23 protein-coding genes are annotated in these 21,985 nt (G+C 36.9%); 5 read left to right on the forward strand and 18 right to left on the reverse strand.

Annotation, left to right across the window (positions count from 1 at the left end):
• Positions 1–16 precede the first annotated feature (16 nt).
• The 11 genes from NKR74_RS19110 to NKR74_RS19160 all read right to left on the reverse strand — a co-directional run bounded on the left by NKR74_RS19110 (position 17) and on the right by NKR74_RS19160 (position 11,065).
• A complete protein-coding gene (locus NKR74_RS19110; protein WP_253630529.1) occupies positions 17–763 on the reverse strand; it encodes a glycosyltransferase family 2 protein in 747 nt (248 codons plus the stop codon).
• Positions 760–2,235, reverse strand: coding sequence for an alkaline phosphatase family protein (locus NKR74_RS19115; protein ID WP_253630530.1), 1,476 nt, complete (start codon positions 2,233–2,235; stop codon positions 760–762). Before NKR74_RS19115 ends, NKR74_RS19110 begins: the two co-directional genes overlap by 4 nt.
• Positions 2,223–3,200: a lysylphosphatidylglycerol synthase transmembrane domain-containing protein gene (locus NKR74_RS19120; RefSeq protein WP_309247642.1), complete on the reverse strand. Its 978-nt coding sequence runs from the start codon at positions 3,198–3,200 to the stop codon at positions 2,223–2,225. Before NKR74_RS19120 ends, NKR74_RS19115 begins: the two co-directional genes overlap by 13 nt.
• Entirely contained in the window at positions 3,118–4,065 is a 948-nt protein-coding gene (locus NKR74_RS19125; protein WP_098305179.1) for an SDR family NAD(P)-dependent oxidoreductase, read from the reverse strand. The genes NKR74_RS19120 and NKR74_RS19125 overlap by 83 nt, the downstream gene beginning before the upstream one ends.
• 86 nt (positions 4,066–4,151) lie before the next feature.
• The gene (locus NKR74_RS19130; protein WP_253630532.1) at positions 4,152–5,324 is read right to left on the reverse strand and encodes a hypothetical protein; all 1,173 of its coding nucleotides are present in this window, start codon (positions 5,322–5,324) and stop codon (positions 4,152–4,154) included.
• Positions 5,325–5,495: 171 nt separating this feature from the next.
• Positions 5,496–5,810: a thioredoxin gene (gene trxA, locus NKR74_RS19135; RefSeq protein WP_098305183.1), complete on the reverse strand. Its 315-nt coding sequence runs from the start codon at positions 5,808–5,810 to the stop codon at positions 5,496–5,498.
• A 222-nt stretch (positions 5,811–6,032) separates the two neighbouring features.
• A complete protein-coding gene (locus NKR74_RS19140) occupies positions 6,033–7,010 on the reverse strand; it encodes an electron transfer flavoprotein subunit alpha/FixB family protein (protein WP_098305185.1) in 978 nt (325 codons plus the stop codon).
• A gap of 31 nt (positions 7,011–7,041) precedes the next feature.
• A complete protein-coding gene (gene etfB, locus NKR74_RS19145; RefSeq protein WP_098305187.1) occupies positions 7,042–7,815 on the reverse strand; it encodes an electron transfer flavoprotein subunit beta in 774 nt (257 codons plus the stop codon).
• 78 nt (positions 7,816–7,893) lie between these two features.
• Positions 7,894–8,667 (reverse strand): enoyl-CoA hydratase, encoded by a 774-nt coding sequence (locus NKR74_RS19150; RefSeq protein WP_253630533.1) that lies wholly within the window; start codon positions 8,665–8,667, stop codon positions 7,894–7,896.
• A 16-nt stretch (positions 8,668–8,683) separates the two neighbouring features.
• A complete protein-coding gene (locus NKR74_RS19155) occupies positions 8,684–9,271 on the reverse strand; it encodes a fatty acid metabolism transcriptional regulator FadR (protein WP_429706457.1) in 588 nt (195 codons plus the stop codon).
• 108 nt (positions 9,272–9,379) lie between these two features.
• Positions 9,380–11,065 (reverse strand): long-chain-fatty-acid--CoA ligase, encoded by a 1,686-nt coding sequence (locus tag NKR74_RS19160; protein ID WP_253630534.1) that lies wholly within the window; start codon positions 11,063–11,065, stop codon positions 9,380–9,382.
• Positions 11,066–11,578: 513 nt separating this feature from the next.
• On the opposite strand from NKR74_RS19160, the gene NKR74_RS19165 reads away from it, so the two are divergent.
• Together NKR74_RS19165 and NKR74_RS19170 are read left to right on the forward strand one after the other, a co-directional pair.
• The gene (locus NKR74_RS19165; RefSeq protein WP_098305195.1) at positions 11,579–12,082 is read left to right on the forward strand and encodes a DinB family protein; all 504 of its coding nucleotides are present in this window, start codon (positions 11,579–11,581) and stop codon (positions 12,080–12,082) included.
• Positions 12,083–12,209: 127 nt separating this feature from the next.
• Complete coding sequence (locus NKR74_RS19170; RefSeq protein WP_098305197.1) at positions 12,210–12,668, forward strand: NUDIX hydrolase; 459 nt, start codon at positions 12,210–12,212, stop codon at positions 12,666–12,668.
• Between the two features lie 705 nt (positions 12,669–13,373).
• On the opposite strand, the gene NKR74_RS19175 is transcribed toward NKR74_RS19170, so the two are convergent.
• The 6 genes from NKR74_RS19175 to NKR74_RS19200 all read right to left on the reverse strand — a co-directional run bounded on the left by NKR74_RS19175 (position 13,374) and on the right by NKR74_RS19200 (position 19,043).
• A complete protein-coding gene (locus NKR74_RS19175) occupies positions 13,374–14,066 on the reverse strand; it encodes an ABC transporter permease (RefSeq protein ID WP_098305201.1) in 693 nt (230 codons plus the stop codon).
• A 32-nt stretch (positions 14,067–14,098) separates the two neighbouring features.
• Positions 14,099–14,794, reverse strand: a complete 696-nt coding sequence (locus NKR74_RS19180) for an ABC transporter permease (RefSeq protein ID WP_098305203.1) — start codon at positions 14,792–14,794, stop codon at positions 14,099–14,101.
• Positions 14,787–15,710 (reverse strand): ABC transporter ATP-binding protein, encoded by a 924-nt coding sequence (locus NKR74_RS19185; RefSeq protein ID WP_098305206.1) that lies wholly within the window; start codon positions 15,708–15,710, stop codon positions 14,787–14,789. The genes NKR74_RS19180 and NKR74_RS19185 overlap by 8 nt, the downstream gene beginning before the upstream one ends.
• A 124-nt stretch (positions 15,711–15,834) precedes the next feature.
• Positions 15,835–16,770 carry a HAMP domain-containing histidine kinase gene (locus NKR74_RS19190; RefSeq protein ID WP_098305208.1) on the reverse strand — a complete coding sequence of 312 codons (936 nt, stop codon included), beginning with the start codon at positions 16,768–16,770 and terminating at the stop codon, positions 15,835–15,837.
• 1 nt (position 16,771) lies between these two features.
• Positions 16,772–17,467, reverse strand: coding sequence for a response regulator transcription factor (locus NKR74_RS19195; protein WP_098305210.1), 696 nt, complete (start codon positions 17,465–17,467; stop codon positions 16,772–16,774).
• Between the two features lie 124 nt (positions 17,468–17,591).
• Positions 17,592–19,043: an RNA-guided endonuclease InsQ/TnpB family protein gene (locus NKR74_RS19200; protein WP_253630535.1), complete on the reverse strand. Its 1,452-nt coding sequence runs from the start codon at positions 19,041–19,043 to the stop codon at positions 17,592–17,594.
• A 529-nt stretch (positions 19,044–19,572) separates the two neighbouring features.
• On the opposite strand from NKR74_RS19200, the gene NKR74_RS19205 reads away from it, so the two are divergent.
• From NKR74_RS19205 to NKR74_RS19215, 3 genes are all read left to right on the forward strand, one after another.
• Positions 19,573–20,025 carry a hypothetical protein gene (locus NKR74_RS19205; RefSeq protein ID WP_253630536.1) on the forward strand — a complete coding sequence of 151 codons (453 nt, stop codon included), beginning with the start codon at positions 19,573–19,575 and terminating at the stop codon, positions 20,023–20,025.
• A gap of 277 nt (positions 20,026–20,302) precedes the next feature.
• A complete protein-coding gene (locus NKR74_RS19210) occupies positions 20,303–20,476 on the forward strand; it encodes a hypothetical protein (RefSeq protein ID WP_098305217.1) in 174 nt (57 codons plus the stop codon).
• The gene (locus NKR74_RS19215; protein ID WP_098305219.1) at positions 20,477–20,671 is read left to right on the forward strand and encodes a YwbE family protein; all 195 of its coding nucleotides are present in this window, start codon (positions 20,477–20,479) and stop codon (positions 20,669–20,671) included.
• Positions 20,672–20,715: 44 nt separating this feature from the next.
• On the opposite strand, the gene NKR74_RS19220 is transcribed toward NKR74_RS19215, so the two are convergent.
• The gene (locus NKR74_RS19220) at positions 20,716–21,915 is read right to left on the reverse strand and encodes a class I SAM-dependent rRNA methyltransferase (RefSeq protein ID WP_253630537.1); all 1,200 of its coding nucleotides are present in this window, start codon (positions 21,913–21,915) and stop codon (positions 20,716–20,718) included.
• Positions 21,916–21,985: the final 70 nt, after the last annotated feature.

The raw sequence follows: 21,985 nt of genomic DNA on the forward strand, positions 1-21,985 counted from the left end.
AGATAAGAAATGCTCGCTACGAGCATTTCTTATCTTCTACTACTACATGCGCATCATAATCAATCGTAACTTTCTCCACCGGACGTTTCATCTCTTTCCAAATTGCAGGAAGAACACGCATCATATATTTACGGAATGAAATGAAAGACTCCCCTGTTTCACGCACTTTATACGTAATGGGTATTTCCAGAACTCGAAAGCCTTTTCGTACTAAATTTAATGTAATTACTTGTGCATAATTGTAATCATGAATAATTTCTCCATGTTCCATCGCTTGTCTCGAAAAAGCACGCATCCCTGATTGCCCGTCACGAATCCATTTACGTAGCAATATACATTGCAGCATTGTAAAACAATAGTTCCCAAGGCGTCTGTACAGCTTCATGCCGCTAATGGTTCCGCGAAAACGAGACCCCATTGTATAATCAGCCTTCCCTTCCAAAATTGGCTGTACTACATTTGGAATTTCATCTGCTGGATATTCATCATCTGCATCAATCATTACACTAATATCTGCCCCAAGGTGATAGCTCTCCTTTAGTCCTGCTCGAACGGCTGCACCAAGACCACTATTTTTTGAAAATGAAACGATATGATCCGCCCCAGCCTCTTTTGCAACTTCCACCGTTCTGTCTGTTGAACCGTCATCAATCACAAGAACCTCTACCGTTACACTCGGATGAAAATGACGCGGCACTTTTCGAATAACATGTGCAATGGACTCTTCTTCATTTAGGGCTGGTATAAACACAATTACTTTCATTTCTTTTCCTGCTCCTTTAACGCTTCCACTAACACAGGACCACGGCTATGAGATGGATACGGTGCACCTAGTAAATAAGCAAGTGTCGGTGCCATAGAGACAAGGCTTTTCTTTTCTTCTACCTTAACACCTTGTTTAATATGAGGGCCGTACATAAAGAATGGTACGAATCGTTCTCCTTCATCTAAATGGCCATGACCGCCAATCCCATCTGCCTGTCCATGATCAGCACAAATGATAAACGTCGTATTCTCTGTTTTTCCTGTTTTCTCTAAATGCTCGATAAAATGTTTTACATGCTGGTCTGCCTCATGAATTTTTTGTAAATACTCATCATATAACACACCACGACTATGTCCCGTTTGATCTGTTGAAATGAGCTGTACAATAAAGAGATCTGGGTCTTGTTCATCCATTATTTGTTTCGCTTTCTCCATAATCTTCCCATCCACAACATCATTTTTCATAACAGCTGTAAATGTTTCTACATCTTCACCAAACGCGTCAACTAAATGCGCAACGGCTAGCATTTTTCCTGTTTTGTCTACTTTTCGAAGCGAATCAAAAATACTTTCTACATTCACGCCGTGCTTCCAAACCATGTTCGATTTAATGCCGTGCTCAAATGAATATGTTCCTGTAAACATAGAAGAGAAACATACAACGGTTCGAGCTGGATATACCGTTTCCATATTTAAAAACTCCGTCCCTTTTTTTCGAAGAGAATCCAAATACGGTGTATGTGCTGTTTCAAAGCGATCTTTACGCATACCATCAATAACAATTACAACTACTTTTTCATTCAGTGCCTCTTTATTTTCTGGCATATTATTCGTATAAGTTGAAATTGCTTTTGGCTGCCAGTCAAATAAATTACGATGTAAGATGATTGTGTATAGTGCAAGAGCACCATAAAACATAAGCAGTGTTTTCCAATCTACTGCACCGAGCGTACCACCTTCTTGGAAGAAATGGTAGTAATAATACCAAAGTGATAACAACAGTAAAAACTTCGGCATTTGCTCCTGTGCATTTCCGCTTGTAGAATCACTGTTCTTTAGCACGAGTTTCCAAAAACGTGTAAAGTTTAACCAAGACGTTCCAATACGCAAATGATAATATAACGTTCCCCAAAATAGGATCGTAAAGAAAAAATATAATCCTAATGCAAATAATAATAACGGTACATGCACCGTTTTAAATACGATTAAATAGGCAACGAACGGCAGCCATAAATAATTTCGCAAAAACAATGGAAAATCAAACAAATAATATAAAACGAGTAGCGGAACAATGAATAAAAAGCTACTAAAAAAAGCAGACACAAAATTTGGATTCCCAAATTGTGAAATAGAAAACAACAAAAATGTACCGAATACAAAAATCAGTGTAAATGGTTTCCCTTCATTTAGTAGATTCCAACAGCGCGCCGCTACTTTTTCAAATTTCGACGCTTTCTTTACTTCTTCCAACGGATGCCTTCTCCCTTCTGACTGAAAAATGAGCGTAATTCCATAGGATACACCAATAATAGTATCACGCCCACACCATAAGAAAATATAAATTTAAAACCATGACTCATTAATGACCATTGATAGGCATCAGATTGCACAGCTCCTACTGCTTGCAATGCAAATGTCATAACGGTCTCATACGTACCGATCCCACCTGGTGTTAGTTGAAACACTTGTCCAGCAATGGTCACACTATTTACCCAAACTGCTTGTACAAATGAGAGCGGCGTAGCAATTTCATAAATGACAAATGCTTCACAAATCCAACTCAGCGCAATCAGGAGCAGAATGATTCCGCCTTTTGCTGTAAATAGCGCCCCTTTCAATTGCTTCCACTGCTTATCTACAAATTGCGGTGCTTTCTTGTAGATAAGCAATCCCATCACGCTTCCTATACATATACAAGTAAAAATGACCGGAACATTAAGTAAAATATTTCTCCATAATAGAAACATACCCACTGCTCCAAACATACCGAGAATAAGTAAGTCTAATATACGAAGAACGATGACAGATTGCGTTGCTTCTCCTAATGTTACTTTCTTCTCTTTTGTAATCACAGCAATGCGTACAGCATCTCCAACCTTTAGCGGAGAAACATGGTTAATGAACAAACTATACAACAGTCCATATAACGCCTCTTTTATTGTAATACGATGATGAAGGTATATTCTCCATGCATATGCACGCAACAAAAAAGCAATCCCGTACATCATAATGAGAAACATAACCGTGTATGGTTGTTTCCATAAGGTTTGAAGATGTTTCAGTAATGAAGATGCTTCAAACGACCGCCATGACAAAAGAAAAAAAATGCATAACAAGAAAATACCGAAAACATTAAACAATATTCGGATATTGTTTCGCCCAAGCAATGGTTCGCTCCAACCCTTCTGCAAAAGATATATGCGGCATGTACCCAAGCTGTTCTTTCGCTTTTGAAATATCCGCCCAAGTTGATGTTACATCACCTTTTCGGTGTGCTTCTTTCCTTACACGCATAAGCGGGAAATGTTTTTCTAACTGTGCCAGTAATTCTGTCATTAAAACAGGAGCATTGGATCCAAGATTATATACATCACTGTGATTGGATTGCAATGTAAGGGAGATTCCTTCCGTAATATCATCGATGTACGTATAATCACGCCCCGTTCCTGTTCCGTACACGACAATTTCCTCCTCTTTTAATAGCTTTCGAATGAAGCTTGCAATTGCCATATCGGGACGTCCCCACGGTCCGTATACAGTAAAGAACCGTAAAATATTCATTTGGAATCCGTACATATATTGATACGCATGGCACAGAGATTCTGCTCCGTATTTTGATGCAGCATACGGTGAAAGAACGCGGCCGTTTGCCATGTTTTCTTGCAGAGGCATCCCTGCCTGCTCTCCGTATACAGAAGAGGACGATGCAAAAATAACATGTTTCACATTTTCTTCTCCGGCACATGTTAATACGTTACTTGTCCCTTTTATATTAATATCAACGTAAGCACCTGGTATTTCAAGCGATGGTCTTACACCTGGAAAGCCCGCTAAATGAATAACCGCATCGACTTTTTCTTGCTGCATAACAGCTTTCACATTATCTTTTTGCAAAATATCACATTCATAAAATGGAATCTTTCCAGCTTCCTGTACTTGCTCTAATTGAAAAAGCTTTCTAGACTTTGCATAATAAGAATGAAAATTATCAAGAAGCACAACTTGTTTACCTTGCTCTAATAATTTCAACGCAAGATGACTTCCGATAAAACCCGCTCCGCCAGTAATTAATACTTTCATTTCTTTCACCACCTTCTACAACCCTATGCAAAAGAAGAAACCTTGTCAAGACAAGGTTTCTTCCAAAGAATATAGACGTTTCAGTTTTATTTCGCTGTTTCAACCACTTTATTTAATGTGGATTCAATTTGTGGTAATAACTTGTCTGCCTCTTCTTTGTTCTTCGCTTTTACTGCATCTAAATAAGATTGTGCTGTTTTTGTTAAATCTGCTGTTTGCTGCTCGCCAAGTACTGTTTTTAAATCATTTTCAATCATGTTAATGAATAGAGCACCTTCTAATGCTGTAACAGGACCTTTATCTTTCCCGAAGTTTTCTTGGCTTTCTTTATACTCACCTAATGCAACTTTTGAAAATCCACGTACAAACGCTTGATTTACAGCTTTTGGATCAACTGTTTTCACATCTGTTTTTAAATCAAATTGCTTCAAAATAAAGTCTGCTTCTTCAGGAGCTGCTTTTTTCAGATATGGATAGATAGCTTGGTAAAATGCCCAGCCTTCAGCTTGCTCAACTTTTGCATTTTTCTCATCTTTCTTTGCTTCTTCTACCATTTTTGTAGCATAACCGTTTGGCGTAGCTCCTGTTGCAAAGTAGAATGTTTTCATTAACGTTTTATCTACAACTTGCTTGCCAAGAGAAAATGCTTGTTTGTCGCCTTTATCAATTGCTGCATTCATTTCATCAAAGCCGCCTTTAATTGTAGAGGCCATTTGTGTACCGTATGCCGTATCACGCTTTCCAACTGTACCTTCTAAACCTTTATAAAACGCAAGTGCTTCTTCCATTTCTTCTTTCACTTCATCTTTGTTGCCCCATTTTTCATCTACTTCTTTAAAATCATGGCGCATAGATTGGAAGAATTCTTTTTGCATTAATTTATCAAATAGTTGCTTTACAACCATTGGGTCCATTTCTTTATTTTTACCTGCTTCTAATGCAGCTGTAATAGTTGGATCAATTTGCTCGCTAAATTCACCATCGCGTTGTTGAACAAGAGGTTGTAATTTTTCTTTGTATAACTTTGTTACTTTCTCAAAGTCAACCTCTTTACCGTCTTTCGCTTTTTCAAGCTCAGCTACTCCATCTTTGTAAGCTTGTACATAATCTACTTCTTGTTGTTTTGTTTCTTCTTTTTTAGCAGTTTGTTCTGTCTGTTTCTCTTGTGCTTCAGACTTTTTCGGTTCCTCTTTCGCACAACCTGCAAAAAGTAAAGATGCTACCGCTGCTGCAGATAATACTTTTAACTTTACTGTCATGAACTGCGTCCCCCTACAACCAACTGATATTGATTTTCATTATTGATAATTTGATTATAAAAGTAGGAGCGATAAGTGTCAACATCATTTTTGTATCCGGTGTCACATTAATACAAGGAAATTATAACCAAAATAAAAAGGTCCAGCATCGTATGCTGGACCTTTTATCAATTAGAAGTGTTTAGATACTAATTCAACTAATGCTTCTTTCGGCTTATAACCTAATGCTTGATCAACCACTTGACCATCTTTTACTACGAAAAGAGATGGAATGCTCATTACTTCGAATTTACGAGCTGTTTCTTGGTTTTCATCAACATCTACTTTTACTACCTTTACTTTATCGCCTAATTCTGCATCGATTTCTTCTAATACAGGAGCGATCATTTTACAAGGGCCACACCAAGGTGCCCAGAAATCTACTAATACAACACCTTCGCTTGTTTCAGCTGCGAAAGTTTGGTCAGTTGCGTTTACAATTGCCATTTTATTTCCTCCTTTATGAACTTTCTAACCAAAGTATATCATTATCTTATATACGTGGCGAATAATATGTATCGTTAAGTATTGTATCAAATAATCATGCCTTTATACTATAAGAAAGTATTACTTTTCGTACGAAAAAGCGAGAAGCAGGGGACCTCTCGCCTTCCTTTATTTATATAGGGGTAATTACTTAATGGGAACCCATTATGCGTAACTTCATGTTTAAGAATGTACTTTTAACTTTTTGAATTCTTCTGTTAGAAGCGGTAACACTTCAAATAAGTCGCCAACGATGCCATAGTCAGCTACTTTAAAAATGTTTGCTTCAGGATCTTTATTAATTGCTACAATGATCTTTGAGTTAGACATACCAGCTAAATGTTGAATCGCACCAGAAATACCACATGCAATATATAAATCTGGTGTTACAACCTTACCTGTTTGTCCAATTTGCAGTGAATAATCGCAGTATTCTGCATCACATGCTCCGCGAGAAGCGCCAACTGCTCCGCCAAGCACATCTGCCAATTCTTTTAACGGCTTAAAACCTTCTTCACTCTTCACACCGCGTCCGCCTGCGATAATGACTTTTGCTTCAGAAAGGTCTACACCTTCTGCTGTTTTGCGAACAACTTCTTTGATAACTGTACGCAAATCTTTTACATCGACTGTCATAGAAGAAACATCGCCTTCACGTGCTTCATCTTTCTCAAGCGGCGCAATGTTATTTGGACGAATTGTCGCAAATAATACACCATCTGTTACAATCTTTTTCTCAAATGCTTTACCAGAGTAAATTGGGCGTGTGAACACAACGTTTCCACCAGCCACTTCTAACGCTGTCACGTCAGAGACAAGACCTGCATGTAATTTCGCTGCAAGTTTTGGTGATAAATCTTTCCCAAGCGCCGTATGTCCAAAGACAATTCCTTCTGGCTTTTCTTCTTCATACACCGCTAGAAATGCTTGTGCATATCCATCAGATGTATATGAGCTTAACTTATCGCTTTCAACTGTCACAACGCGATCTGCACCGTAATGAATCAGTTCTTTCGCAAATGAAGCGACGCTTTCACCTAGTAAAAGACCGACAACTTCACCGCCTTCTGCAATTGTTTTTGCTGCTGCTACTGCTTCAAATGAAACGTTACGTAAAGATCCGTCACGAACTTCTCCCATTATTAATACTTTACGAGCCATATGTTTTCCCTCCTGGATATCCTAGTATTTTTTAAACTACTTTCGCTTCTGTATGCAACAACGATACAAGTTCTTTTACTTGCTCTTGCAGTTCGCCTTGTAACACTTTTCCAGCATCTTTCTTAGGAGGTAAATAGATTTCAATTGTTTTTGTTTTCGCTTCTACATCATCTTCCTCTAAATCTAAATCATCTAATTCCAATGTTTCCAGCGGCTTTTTCTTCGCTTTCATAATACCTGGAAGCGATGGATAACGCGGTTCATTTAACCCTTGCTGCGCTGTTACTAAAAGTGGCAATGTCGTTTCAATTACTTCTGTATCCCCTTCTACATCACGCTCGATTTTTACGTTTGTACCGTCAATTTCAAGCTTTGTAATTGTTGTTACATATGGGATATTAAGCGCTTCAGCGACACGTGGTCCAACTTGTCCAGATGCTCCGTCAATCGCTACGTTACCAGCTAAAATTAAATCGACATCCTTCTCTTTTAAGTATTCAGTAAGTACTTTTGCTGTTGTATATTGATCGCCATTTTCAACATCATCTTCAATATTAATCAATACTGCTTTATCACAGCCCATCGCTAGTGCCGTGCGAAGTTCTTTTTCACTATCTTCACCGCCAACTGTAACGACTGTAATTTCACCGCCTTGTGCATCTCTTACTTGAATTGCTTCTTCAATCGCATATTCATCGTAAGGGTTGATGATGAATTCCGCTTCGCCATCGTAAATTGCACCATTCTTAATTGCGATTTTTTCTTCAGTATCAAATGTTCGTTTCATGAGTACGTAGATGTTCATTCTATTTACCCCCTTGTTTTTTTATAAAAATTTTGTTAATTATAATATTCTGCTAATTTATGTTAAAAAAATATAGAACTACCTACCACTAAAAGAAGGTTTACGTTTTTCTAAGAAAGCAGCAACGCCTTCTCTCCCATCTCCACTTGTAAACACTTCACCAAATAACTGTGCCTCGCGTTGCACTCCTTCATAATAAGAAGAAGATTTTGTTGTTTGTAATAACTCTAACACAGCGCGAGTAGATGCTGAGCTTTTTCCTGCAATCTTTTTCGCTAGTTTTAGCGTCTCTTCCAGCAATGCTTCTTCAGGGAATGCTCGGTTTGCAAGTCCATATTCAACTGCTTCCACACCTGAAATCGGATCGCTTGTTAGCATCATTTCACACGCTTTTGCTTTCCCCACATAACGCGGTAAGCGCTGCGTCCCCGCAAAACCCGGGATTAATCCTAGCGTTAGCTCCGGCAAACCGATTTTTGCAGTTTCACTTACAAAACGCATATGGCAAGACATTGCAAATTCTAACCCGCCGCCAAGCGCTGCACCGTGAATAGCCGCAATAATTGGCTTTGAAAACTTTTCAACACGTTCAAAAATGACTTGCCCATGTTGTGATAATGTCGTCGCCTCTTTTGCTTCTTCAACAGAAGTGAATTCTTTAATATCCGCTCCCGCTGAAAAAAAGCGACCTTCTCCATGAACAAGTACAACGCGCACATTTTCGTCCGTTTCCACTACATCAAGAAGTTCACCAACTTCACTAATGACTTGTGAAGACATCGCATTTGCCGGCGGATGATTGATTTTTACAATTGCTACGTAATCTTCCACCGTTAAAGATAGGAAATTCAAATGTACTCCCTCCCCATTAATTGCGGTAACCACAAGCTGCTACTAATAGCTCATGCACCGTTTTTGAAATTGCGACCAAATCATATTTATGATCGCTCATTACCCAGTTGGTTACAACTTCATCTACTGTTCCGAAAATCATTTGTCTTGCCACGCGTACATTTAGATCCGTGCGAAATTCTCCCTGTTGTATGCCGGTTTCTAAAATTTCATCCATGACTTGCAAATACCCTTTCAGCACTTCATTAATTTTGAGGCGTAATTCTTGGTTGGATTGGCGAAGTTCTAGTTGCGTAACGATAGCAAGAGGATCATTTTTCGACAGTAAAGAGAAGTGCGTTTCTACCAACATAAATAACTTCTCTACAGCGCTTTCAATTCCTGCTGTTTTTTGCCGAATTGTTTCAATAAATTCTCCCATCTTCTCCTGAAATAGAGATATCAATATATCTTCTTTATTTTTGAAATATAAATAAATAGTTCCATCAGCAACACCAGCTTGCTTTGCAATTTTGGAAACTTGCGCTTGATGATATCCATTTTCTGCGATGACAATCACCGCTGCATCAATAATTTGGTTATATTTTGGTCGATTCTTTTTCACAGTACTATCCCCTTCAAGAAGATGACTGAATGATGATTCATTCACATTTCAATAATACTGACTATTTAAAATATTGTCAATACTACTCATCCAAAAAAGAAAGGGCGTTTAGCCCGTCTGCTCATCTTCTTGTTTTCGCAGCTCTTCTTCAACAAGCACACGACGTAAAATTTTCCCAACAGTTGTTTTCGGCAAATCTTTCCGAAACTCATATATTTTAGGAACTTTATACGCTGCTAAATATTTACGAGCAAACTCATTTAATTCTTCTTCTGAACATGTTGCACCATCTTTAATAACAACGAAAGCCTTCACTGTTTCACCGCGGTACGGATCAGGCACACCAAGAACGACAACCTCTTGCACTTTTTCGTGCTCATACAATACTTCTTCTACTTCGCGTGGATATACGTTAAATCCACTGGCAACAATCATATCTTTCTTACGATCTTTCACATAAAAAAAGCCGTTTTCGTCCATATATCCAACATCACCCGTATAAAGCCAGTCATCTTGCAAAACTGCCGCTGTTTCCTCTGGTTTATTCCAATACCCCTTCATCACTTGCGGACCCTTCACAACAATTTCTCCAACCTCTCCTATTGGCAATGCTTCACCTGTCTCTAACGAAATAATGCGCGCATCCGTATCAGGCCACGGCACCCCTATACTTCCCGGCACCCGTCTTGCCCATAAAAAGTTACCATGTGTAACCGGGGATGATTCCGTTAAGCCATATCCTTCTACAAGCTTTCCTCCCGTTACACTTTCAAATTGTTCTTGCACTTCAACCGGAAGCGGGGCGGAACCACTAATACATGCGCTAATGGAAGAAATATCATATTTATGAAGCTCAGGATAGTTTAATAGAGCAATATACATGGTCGGGGCTCCAGGAAATAACGTCACACGATGTTTTTTAATCGCCTCTAGCATCATTTTAATATCAAATTTCGGAACGAGCACCATCTTATACGCTTGCATAATTGATAAATTCATTACTGCCGTCATACCATATACATGAAAAAATGGAAGTACACCAAGAATAACTTCTTCTCCTTTTCTGCAATTATACAGCCAATGCATGCCCATAATTGTATTGGATACAAGATTTTTATGGGTAAGCATTACACCCTTTGGAAATCCTGTCGTCCCGCCTGTATATTGCAGAAGTGCTATATCTTCCTCGGGATCACACGAAACGTCTACCGCTTCATCCCCTGCACGTTCAATGGACCTCCAAACGTGGATATTTTCACTTTCTCTTACATTCACCACAAGGTTCGTTTGTTTCTTTTGCACAAATGGATATAATAAATTTTTCGGAAATGGTAAAAAATCTGCGATGCGTGTTACGATGACATGCTCAATATTAGTTGAGGACTGCACATTGCTGACTTTCGGAAACACTAAATCGAGGCAAAGAATGACTTTCGCTCCTGAATCATGAAGCTGATATTCAAGCTCTCTTTCTGTATAAAGCGGATTCGTTTGCACAACAATACCGCCAGCTAATAGTGTTCCATAATAACCGATAACACCTTGCGGGCAGTTCGGCAGCATAATGGCAACTCGATCCCCTTTTTCTATCCCCAGTTTGCGAAGATAGTTGGCGAATTGCCTAACTTTACGATTTAGTTCTGAGAATGTAATATCTTTCCCAAGAAAATGAAGCGCTTTCTTATCTGGATATTGTGAAGCTATTTGCTGTAAATACACATGAAGAGGCTGCATATCGTAGGAAATTGTATGCGGAATTTCCTTTGGATAACTTTTTAGCCAGGGCCTTTCCATTTTAAAACTCCCCCTTCTTTAAGTTACAAAAATATGATTCTCTCGTACTACTAGCCCATCTTGCTCTAACACAAGTGAAACTGAATGTGTATTCATGTTGACTATTTTCATTATAGTATAGGGATTATTTCGTTACAATCATAATATTCAGACTATTTTATAACTATTACCATCCTACAAGCACTCTCCAACAAACAAGTGTAATCACTCCCGTTAATAATGAAAACACAACTTGCCTTTTCCATACTCCTATACAAAATGCCACAATTCCCGCAACGATATACTCAGAACTCCAGCTCCCTCCTTACCATTAAACTCTACACATATAAAATCTTACAGCTATACGAGGCAAAATGTTCTGAGTTATTCTTTTTTACTGTTATAATGTTGCGAGAAAGGATTGACATAGTAATCTAGTAACAATGCAACTCCTTTATTTTTCTTCATACTAGAAGGAAACTATAAAACTTTCACGAATTTACCATTTGAATCCAATCATAGGAGGTTTTTTCTATGTTCCAAACAATTGAAGGCTTTTTAACATCATGGAAATACGAAGCGGAGTCAACACAAAAGGTATTAGATGCTCTTACTGATGAATCGTTAAAACAAGCAATCACGCCGGAAAACTGGACGTTAGGGCGCATTGCATGGCATATTGTCACTGCTATTCCTGTCATTACATCCCGTACAGGATTAAAGTTTGAAGGAGAAACAAAGGATTATCCTGTACCAACGTCAGCTAAGTATATCGCAGATAGCTATCGTCAAATGAATAAGGCATTTACTGAAGCATTACAAACACAATGGACAGATAAAGATTTAGCAACGATAAATGATTTCTTTGGAAAACCAATGCCAAATTCAATATTTATAATGACTGTTATCAACCATCAAAACCATCATCGTGGGCAAATGACGGTACTCATGCGTCAAGCTGGATTAAAGGTTCCTGGTATTTACGGCCCTGCAAAAGAAGAATGGGCTCTAGCTGGAATGACAGCGCCGCAAATGTAATATTTGCTTACTAAATAAAAATAAGGTTCCTCTTTTTTGAGGAACCTTATTTTTATTCTATAAGAACAAAACAAATTTCTCTGGAATTATTTATAATGGATGTAAATGAATATTGGAGCTGAAACGTATGGATTATATAAGTTATTTAAGAAATATGGTTGGACATGAAAAAGTAATTATGGTGGCCGCAGGTTGTTTTGTATTTAATGAAAAAAATGAAGTGCTTCTACAATTACGATCCGATAACGGAAAGTGGGGACAGCCTGGCGGATTTATGGAAATGGGGGAGACAGTTGAAGATACAGTAAGGAGAGAAGTGTTAGAAGAAACTGGTTTAAAATTGGGTAAACTTGAATTCTTTAATGTGTATTCTGGAAAAGATTACGAAAGAACACTATCTAACGGCGATCAAGTTGCCTTAGTGAAGTTAGCTTATATTTGTAGAGATTTTCACGGAACATTACATACTCATAACGAAGAAAGCTTACAGCTAAAATTTTTCCCCTTAAATAACTTGCCTGAACTATGGCGTGATCAACAAGCAGCTTTTGAAGATTTGTTACAGTTTATAAAAATAAAGAATTAATTCCTATTAAAATTAGAGTCATACAAATCCAGTTTGAATAATAAAAAGACAAGATTGATAATGAGTATGCCCCTATCAAGTAGACAGTAAAGAAAAGACCTATATGGTTACGCACTTTTTCATCACCTGAGTTCGATATTCTATCGGACTCAGGTGATTTGGTTTTTCTTGAAATCGTTCTGTGTTATAAAGTGAAACTTCCGTCAGTGGGGGTCTTACTGCCCGTTAATGCGGGATAAAAATAAATCATCACTATATTAAAAGCATTCTAACTCCATTTATCATTACGGTTACTATCCCTATCACCATGAAAAGTAAAAAAAACTTCTGCTCTGGATTTCTGTAATATAAGATTACCCCTATTAAAAGTGCTATAAGCCCACCTACTAGATTAAGTACCAGTAAATCCATAATCGTTCCTCCCTAATTAACTTTTATTATGCTGAATACTAGTGCCATTCCTATCAAAACAACACTTCGTATTTTAATCCCCTTTCGCTCCCGCTTTATATTTATATAATAAGAAATGAAATTCTCTTTTTTCTTACGAATTTCTTAAGTTAAAAAGGCTTATAGAATTGCTCTTTCTACAAGCTAAAAATTCCTATTAGAATTAGAGTCATACAAATCCAATTTCAATGATAAAAAGACAAGATTGATAAAAATCTTGTCTTTTTACTACACTTTGCAATACTATCTGAAAAACTAAATCGCATCCTCTTTCTCAATGTCCCGAATTGCTAAGTAGGCAATTATAATTCCAACAGCTGCAAGGACGAACTGAATGGGAATAGTGGTGACTATTGAGAACGCTGGATTATAAGAACAAGCGAATGAAACGACAAGAAATGATGATACAATTGTGGTAGGAACAGAATACTTACGCATCCCGAAATATAGTGGGATTAGACTTGTACCTGCCGCAGCGATTGCAAATGGAATCATATTGATAGCTTGCTGCATCCATTCAGTAAATGTTATAGAGTATGATATAAACGAGAAGTATCCTTGTAAAAGAAAGACAGCACCTGTAATAACTATATTAGATAACCAAATTGTTATAAATGTCAGTATAGCAATAATAGCTAATTTACTAGCAATGATTTTCTTCCGCTTGATCGGATAAGAGAACATGAGCATTATTGTCTTATTTTTATATTCTTCAATAACTAATTGCGCAAGTAATACTGCTGCAAAGACAATAAATGTTGCCCGTACCATTGCTCCTATCAATAAAAAAGCCTCCTCAGAATTCGTCATAATTACATCATTTTCTATTTCCTGGATATAGTTTATGGAAATGAATAAGGCCGTAATAATGATGTTGGCAATTAATGCTCCTTTTACATACCAACCAAATTTAAACTTTTTCATTTCTAGCTTCATGAGGTGTAGCATAATGGTCTCTCCTCCTAGTTCATCTACTTTGCTTATTTAAATAAGTCCGCCTGCTCAACTTTTCGCACTGTCATATAAGCAATCACTACTCCAATACAAGCTAATATAATTGGAATGATAATAATATCACTTAATGAAGTTCCACCATTATTCGAGCATACGAGAGACACGATTATAATAGAAGATATAATAGTCGTACGAACGGAATACTTTCTCATTCCAAAGAAAAGCGGGATTAAGCTCATGCCCGTTGCTGCGATTGCATTCATTACTAATTTCGCTGCATTATGTGTAACAATCGGTAATGTTAATGCTTCCGAAAGCACTGGATTATAAGCATTAGCAACATAAAACAAACTAAACACAATCATTTCCGAAATAATCATTGAGAAAAAAGTAAATACAATCACAATGAGTAACTTGGCGATAATAAGTTTTTGTCGATTGACTGGATACATGAATAGCAATGTTATCGTCTTATCTGTAAATTCTTGAACAATTATTTTTGCTAGTAAACTTGCTCCAAAAATAATAAACGTTGCACGTACCAAAGTATCTATGACAGAAAATAATTCATTGTAATTTGAAAAAGCAATGTCTCCTTCTGATTTTGAAGCATATCCAATTAGTAGAAGAAAACCAAAAATTATAAACGCCGCAATGAATGCCCCTCTGATCGAAGAACCAACTTTAAATTTTATCAGTTCTAATCTCATCAAATTAAGCATGGATGCCGCCTCCGTTCATAAGGTTTAAGAAATAATCTTCCAGTGAGCTATGCTTCTTATTAATTCCTTCAATTACGATATCATTCATAATGAGCGTTTTTGAAATCTCTTGCTGTGCTATTCTTGCTTCATAAATTCGAATCGTATTTTCATTCATTACTTTAAAGTTTGTAAGGCGTAGTTTATTCTCTAAAACATAGGCTGCTTGTTTTACATCCTGAACCGTAACCTCAATATACTCTGTTTGTTTACCGTTAATACTTTTCATCGAAACTTCTTTTATTAGCTTCCCACTTTGAATGACACCAATTGTATCTGCCATTTGCTCCATTTCCGCTAAAATGTGGCTGGAAACTAATAGAGTAATCCCATATTCTTTACAAAGCATTTTAAATAATTCTCGTAATTCTTTAATGCCGATTGGATCTAAACCGTTAATTGGTTCATCTAAAATTAACAGCTCTGGTTTTGTTGTAATCGCTCTTGCAATTCCTAGCCGCTGTTTCATCCCAAGTGAAAAGTCTTTTACCTTCTTGTCGTCTACATTGTGTAAGTTTACAAGGTCTAACGCTTGATCAATTGCTTTCTTGTCATAATAGCCCATGTACTCACAATGTAAATACAAATTCTCTCTCGCTGTTAGTTTTTCATAAAAGATTGGGTATTCAATAATCGTTCCCATTCGCTTTAACACTTCATATGATGTATCTGTTAATTTCTCACCGAAAATCTCAATTTCACCGCTTGTTGGTTTAATTAAATTCGTTATCATTTTCATAATTGTTGTTTTACCAGCACCGTTTGGTCCTAAGAATCCATATATTTCACCTTGTTTCACATGCATATTTACATTAGAAATAACTTCTTTGCCATGAAACACTTTCGTTAATTGATTCGTTTTCAATACATATGTCATTTTCATTCCCCTTTCGCACTTGCTCTATATTTGCATTGTAAGCAACGAAGTTCTCTTTTTTCTTACTACATTCTTACAAATTTCTTAAGTTGAAAAAAGCTTGTAGAATTGCTCTTTCTACAAGCTAAAAGTTGATTCTTCTTAACATAACCGTAAACACTGTTTTCTCATATGGCGTACTAGACAGATGGATTTCTCCCCCTAATGCTTCTACAAGGCGCTTCGTAATCGTCAGCCCCAGTCCGCTGCCTTGATACAAACGATTTCGTGAATCTTCCAATGTGTACATACGTTCAAATACTTTATCGATGTGAGATTCAGAAATTCCTTTTCCTTTATCCCATATGTCCACATACACAAACTTATCATCATTTCGTAGTGTAATCCCTAATATTTTTCCGTCTCCCCCATAAGCAATTGCGTTTGAAATTAAGTTATTCATAATCCTTCCGATGACTTCTGTATTTCCGTGCGCATATATTGGCATTTCTGGTATATCAATATGAACATCAAATCCTTGTGTTGTTAATAAATCATAAAACGATAACATATGTTCCTGACAAATTTCATTCATATGAATCCGCGTCATTGCAATATCTTTATCGCCGGATTCTAGTTTTGCTAGATCGAAAAACTTATGAATAAGATCTAACACTTCTAACGTTTTCATATGAATTTTTTCTAGTAATATCTTTCTCTCTTCTTCGCCTATCGTTTCATCTACATTTAAAATTTCAACATAACCGAGAATCACAGTAAGCGGCGTCTTTAAATCATGTGATATGTTGGAAAGCATTTTCCTCATCGATATTTCTAGTTTCGAATGTTTCGCAATTGTTTTTTTCTTTTCATCTAGCAAATCATTAATTGCCACTAATAATGATTTCAATTCTTTATCATCTGTTACTACTAATAAATTTTCACTCGTTTGCTTCTCTACAATAGCCTGCAACTTTTCATATGTATAACGTAAATTCGCACTTCGATTTTTCCCCGTGCGATATTGAAAATAAATAACACCAATTAATATAAAAATAATAGCCGTTAAAAATAAAACCATTCTATATCACTTCCAGCTTATAACCGATGCCCCATAGTGTCTTAATGTACTGCGGCTGAGATGGATCGTCCTCAATTTTCTCTCGCAGCCTTCTCATATGAACATTAATGACATTCTCATCACCGTAATATTCTTCATTCCAAATCAAGTTATAAATTTGCGCCTTTGTAAACACACGATTTCGATTTGTCGCAAATAGCTTTAAAAGCTCAAATTCTTTAGAAGTAAGTTTAATATCTTTGTTGTTTTTCTGAATAGTAAAATTCGTCGTATCAATTTTCAAATCACCTATTACAATCATTTCATCTTCTCTCTTTTGCGGAGCGGAATATTTCGTCGAACGACGAATACCTGCCTTCACCCGTGCAGACAATTCAATCATAGAAAACGGCTTACAAATATAATCATCTGCGCCAAGTCCAAGCCCTAATGCTTTATCAACATCCGTGTCTTTTGCTGACATAATTAAAATTGGTACAGAACTCTTTTTTCGAATCATATTCATCACTTCTAAGCCATCTATTTTAGGCATCATAATATCAAGAATAACTAAATCAAACTGATCTTCTAAAAACTTCGCTATTCCTTCCTCTCCGTCCGAGGCTACCGCTACAACAAACCCCTCTTTTGTTAAATACCCATTGACCATTTCTTGAATCGATATATCGTCTTCTACCAATAAAATTTTATGTTGCACACCATCACCCGTTTTCTTAAAAATTTATAATTATATTGTAATACGATGGTTGAATTTGGTAAATGAAAACTCCCGCCACTTATCTCCTTCGGATCTTGAAGTGGGGGTTTCTTGTGTATCATCTTCAAGAGATGCTTAACACAAGCGGAGTTGACACAGCTGCCTGATGGCACAACCCCTCTATTCCATCGGCAAATGCCTTTGGAACTACTTTTTTTAAGATGTTATAGGCACCATTCACATCAGCGTTCAGTAATTTGTTCTCTTTCATACGATACAAGCCACGTTTGATACGTTTTCCACTGAATACAGGGATGTCTTCCTCATCGTAAGTAGGAATCGCATCATTGTCTAGAAAGGATGCTTTGCTTGTATACGACTCTTCCACAACTTGTACCATCATGCCTTGCCTTTTCGCCTTGTAGTGGATCATTTCAATGAGTAGATTATGCGGGATATGGCAGAAGGATTGATTCTGTTGTTTCCCCATATCACTGTTTTGTTTCCATGATGTATTTTTCCCAATCATAATCGTTGAAATCTCGTGTTGAATCGCAAACTGAACAATATGGTAACTCATTTTGTGAAAGAGATCCTTTATTTTTAGAAACCGTTTTTCATGAAGCCTCTCTAAACGCTTGGATGTATGTGGTCCTTCTTTGGGTTCTTTTCCATGACGAAGAATGCCCAGTAAATGCGCCTTTTGTTTGTTGTAGTATTGATTGATACTTTTAATCACATTGCCCTTTACTAACACAGGAGTAGCCCCGGTATTCGTTGCGATGGTTGCAATGTTATTGACCCCTAAATCAATACTCATATAACGGTTGTTGTCAATGTGCTTAGGTGGCGGCTCAGACTGTTGTGTTACAATTTCTACCTTAAATTTCCCGTAAGCAGGAGAAACACGTACTTCTTTTAGAATTTCGATCTCTCCGAACAATTTACCGATATTTAGTTTGATACTTGTTTTGGGAAAACGGATATACTTACCTTGGAGTTTACATACTTGATTCGTGAATACAACTTCTCTCCTAGATAATTTGATGTAGTTTGGAATACGAGGTTTACCAGTAAAAGTGGAAGGATGTTTTTTGTATTTTTTTATGGACTCAAAAAATGAATCCCAGTTTTTGAAAAGCTTTCTCATAACTGCTTGATTCACTTGTGATGGCAGGTTTATATAATCTTGTTGCCTCATTGTTTTAAACAAACAATCCAGGAAGTTATAGGATAGGAATGATTTTTCTTTTGTCGGTAGAGTAAACAAATTACACTTGATTTCTTTCCGTTCTTCTGCTGGCTTTTCTTTCTGTTTTTGTAAGTTTTTTTGATACGTACGAAGTTGATTTTCATTCATAATTCCAATATACGCTTGTAATGTATGAAGAACTTCTTGTTGAAGTGGCTGTGATGGTTTCTCAGCACGTAAGGCCGTATATACTTGGCGAATGTAAAAGTTTGTTGTGTTATAGAGATTTTTTGCATTTTGACACATTTCTAGGAAGTAAGGGTATAACTTATGACCTTTCTTAATCCAAATTTGGTAGGTTACATATTCTTTTTCTTTCGTCATCAATTTCACCTCCTTCTTTCTTTTATGATACTACAAAACACCTAAAAAGAACATAAGTTCTCATTGATGAGAAAATATTTTTTATGAGCACGACAGCAATTCAGCCCCACCTTAAACTTGGCTATGTCTTGCATGTTTTGAAGGTGGGGTTTCCTTGCCCATTTCCCGATAAATATAACCATGTTCCTACCATTCTTTTATCCAGCTAGCATGTAGCATAGTTCCTCATTTCAATTCCTCATATATAAATACAATTACATTCAAACGGCTTTTATTTACAAAAAAACGAAATATTCAATAAGTTTATTAGTCAGACAAGTATACAAGCAAAAGGGATACAATTCCATATAATTGAATTATATTTTAAAAGAAAGGAGTTTTATTATTCTTGTCAGACAAACACTTTAATTCTTATTGGTGCCCGGCTCCAAAATGTCCAGGAGAATCCGCTGTATTTACGACAGGATCTATATGGAGAAACCCCAATACCGAGATCGTGATCGTCACGCTTTCAAATGAGGATTACAACATGCCCCAAACCGTCACCGTATCCGTGTTAGATAGGCAAAATACGTGTAATCCAGCCGAGGTTGCCAAGTTTGTATTTTTTTGTGGGCAATTCGTCAATCCACCTTTAAACACCGCACAAGCGATTCAACCTCAGCAAAGCAACATCGTTCCGCCTGACAACGTTCAACCGATTCTCACACCGCTTACATTTACAATTCCTCCTCGCAATCTCCTCGTGATTCACGCATTTCTCCCAAATCCTGTTCAGCAACCAAATACTTGCTACGAAGTACTTGTGACTCCTCAATATGGACCTGCCAAATGTGTCATCACGAACACATTTGGAGTCAATACTGCGGGTATTCCGCAAGATGGAAATACAATCTTGCATCATCAATTTTTACCTACTCCTGCCATTTCACATCTTCTCCCAAATTATCCTTACGCTCCGCTTAGCTTTATCACTCCATAAGAGAACAGATTATTATATCATCCACAATTTAGGAAATATGAGTAAAAAGCCCCTTCAGTTCATACACTGGAGGGGCTTTTTGTTAAGTAAATCGATACATGAACTATCGATTCGTTTTAACGCATTTCCAAAAGAAGTCCTTTACGACAACTTTTCCACTCTCATATCCCAAGCTTCTTATTTCTCCATAATCCAGCTTCATTTCTTCCCTCAACAATGATATGATGGAGTTCACTATGAATGTTTACAATTCACTGTATATAAAAGGAGATTTAATATGTCAGAAAATAAAAAAGTAAGCCTAGCGGATTTAATGCGTGAGCAACTTGCGAAGAAACAGCAAGGAAATGCAAATGGATCAAATGCTAAAAATCAAAGTCAAGCAACAAAGAAATTGCAAAATCAACAAACGAAGAAGCCAAACAATCAACGCAGACGCACAGGTGTATAAATGAACGGACAGAAGCGAACAAATATTTCACCTGGGCTTGAGGTTGATATTGTATTAAAGCAAGATCAGCGTACGGGGAAACTAACTAGAGGTATTGTGAAGGATATTTTAACAAATTCTCCTTCACATCCACACGGTATTAAAGTCCGCCTTCAAGATGGACAAGTTGGTCGTGTAAAAAATATTATTTCATAAGAAAAGGAGCTCATTTTTGAATATGAGCTCCTTTTTTTATAAATTTATCCTTTAATCTTCTTAATAAACACAACTTTTAAGTAGTCACCTTCCGGAAACTGTGAATTAGTCCGAAAGTCCTCTGGCAACGAATGTTCTTCTAATACTTTATACTTGCCATTAATCTCTTTAAATGCTGTATCAATGAAGCCTTTAAACTTTTTCATACCGAATGTACTGCAATTTGTCGAAGCTACAATAATACCGTTGTTTTCTGTAATCGCAATTGCTTCTTTTAATAAGTTTTTATAATCTTTCGCAGCACTAAATGTATACTTCTTTGAACGTGCAAAGCTCGGCGGATCTAGAATGACCATATCAAACTTCAATGCTTTCTTTACCGCATATTTAAAATAGTGAAATACGTCTTCTACGATAATATCTTGCGCCTCGTAATCAACGCCGTTCACGCTAAATTGTTCAATTGTTTTACTTAAGCTGCGGTTCGCAAGGTCAACACTTGTCGTTTTTGCCGCTCCGCCCAGTGCTGCAAAGACAGAAAACGCACCTGTATAAGAGAACATATTCAAGACAGTCTTACCATCTGCATACTTATCGCGAATTTGCTTTCTTACATTACGTTGATCTAAAAACACCCCGACCATTGCTCCGTCATTTAAATACACCGCAAAGTTTACACCATTCTCCTTGACGATAATCGGAAACTCTCCGCGTTCTCCTGTTACGAAATCGTCTTCTTCAATATATTGACCTTTCGTATCAAAGCGCTTTTTCTGATAAATCGCTTTAAATTCAGTCACATTCTGTAAGGACTCGATAATCTCTTTACTAAATTGATAAATTCCCTCGCTGTACCAGCTAATAACATAATACCCATCATAATAATCAATGATTAAGCCGCCGATTCCATCACCTTCACCGTTGAACACGCGAAATGCCGTTGTATCTGAATCTTCATAGAAGTTTTTACGTTTGCTTAAAGCGGATTTAATCTTTTTTTCAAAGAAGGCCTGGTCAATTTGTTCTTGTTCTTTTCTTGTTAAAATCCAGCCATATCCCTTGTTTTGCTTACCATAATATCCTGTACCGATAAACTTATTTTTATCATCTACAAGTTTTACGATTGTACCTTCTGTATTTACATCATGTAAATTTATAATTGCTTCTTTCGAAATAAGTGGATAGCCACTTTTTAATTCGTTTACGTATTTCGTCTTAACCTTTAAAACAACTTCTGTTTTCATTACATATCCTACCTTTCCATTCCAATGCTTTCTAGCTATTAAGAAAGGCCCTATACGAAGTCAGAAGTTT

This window comes from Bacillus sp. 3103sda1 (assembly GCF_024159135.1).
GTDB classification, from domain to species: Bacteria; Bacillota; Bacilli; order Bacillales; family Bacillaceae_G; genus Bacillus_A; species Bacillus_A rhizoplanae.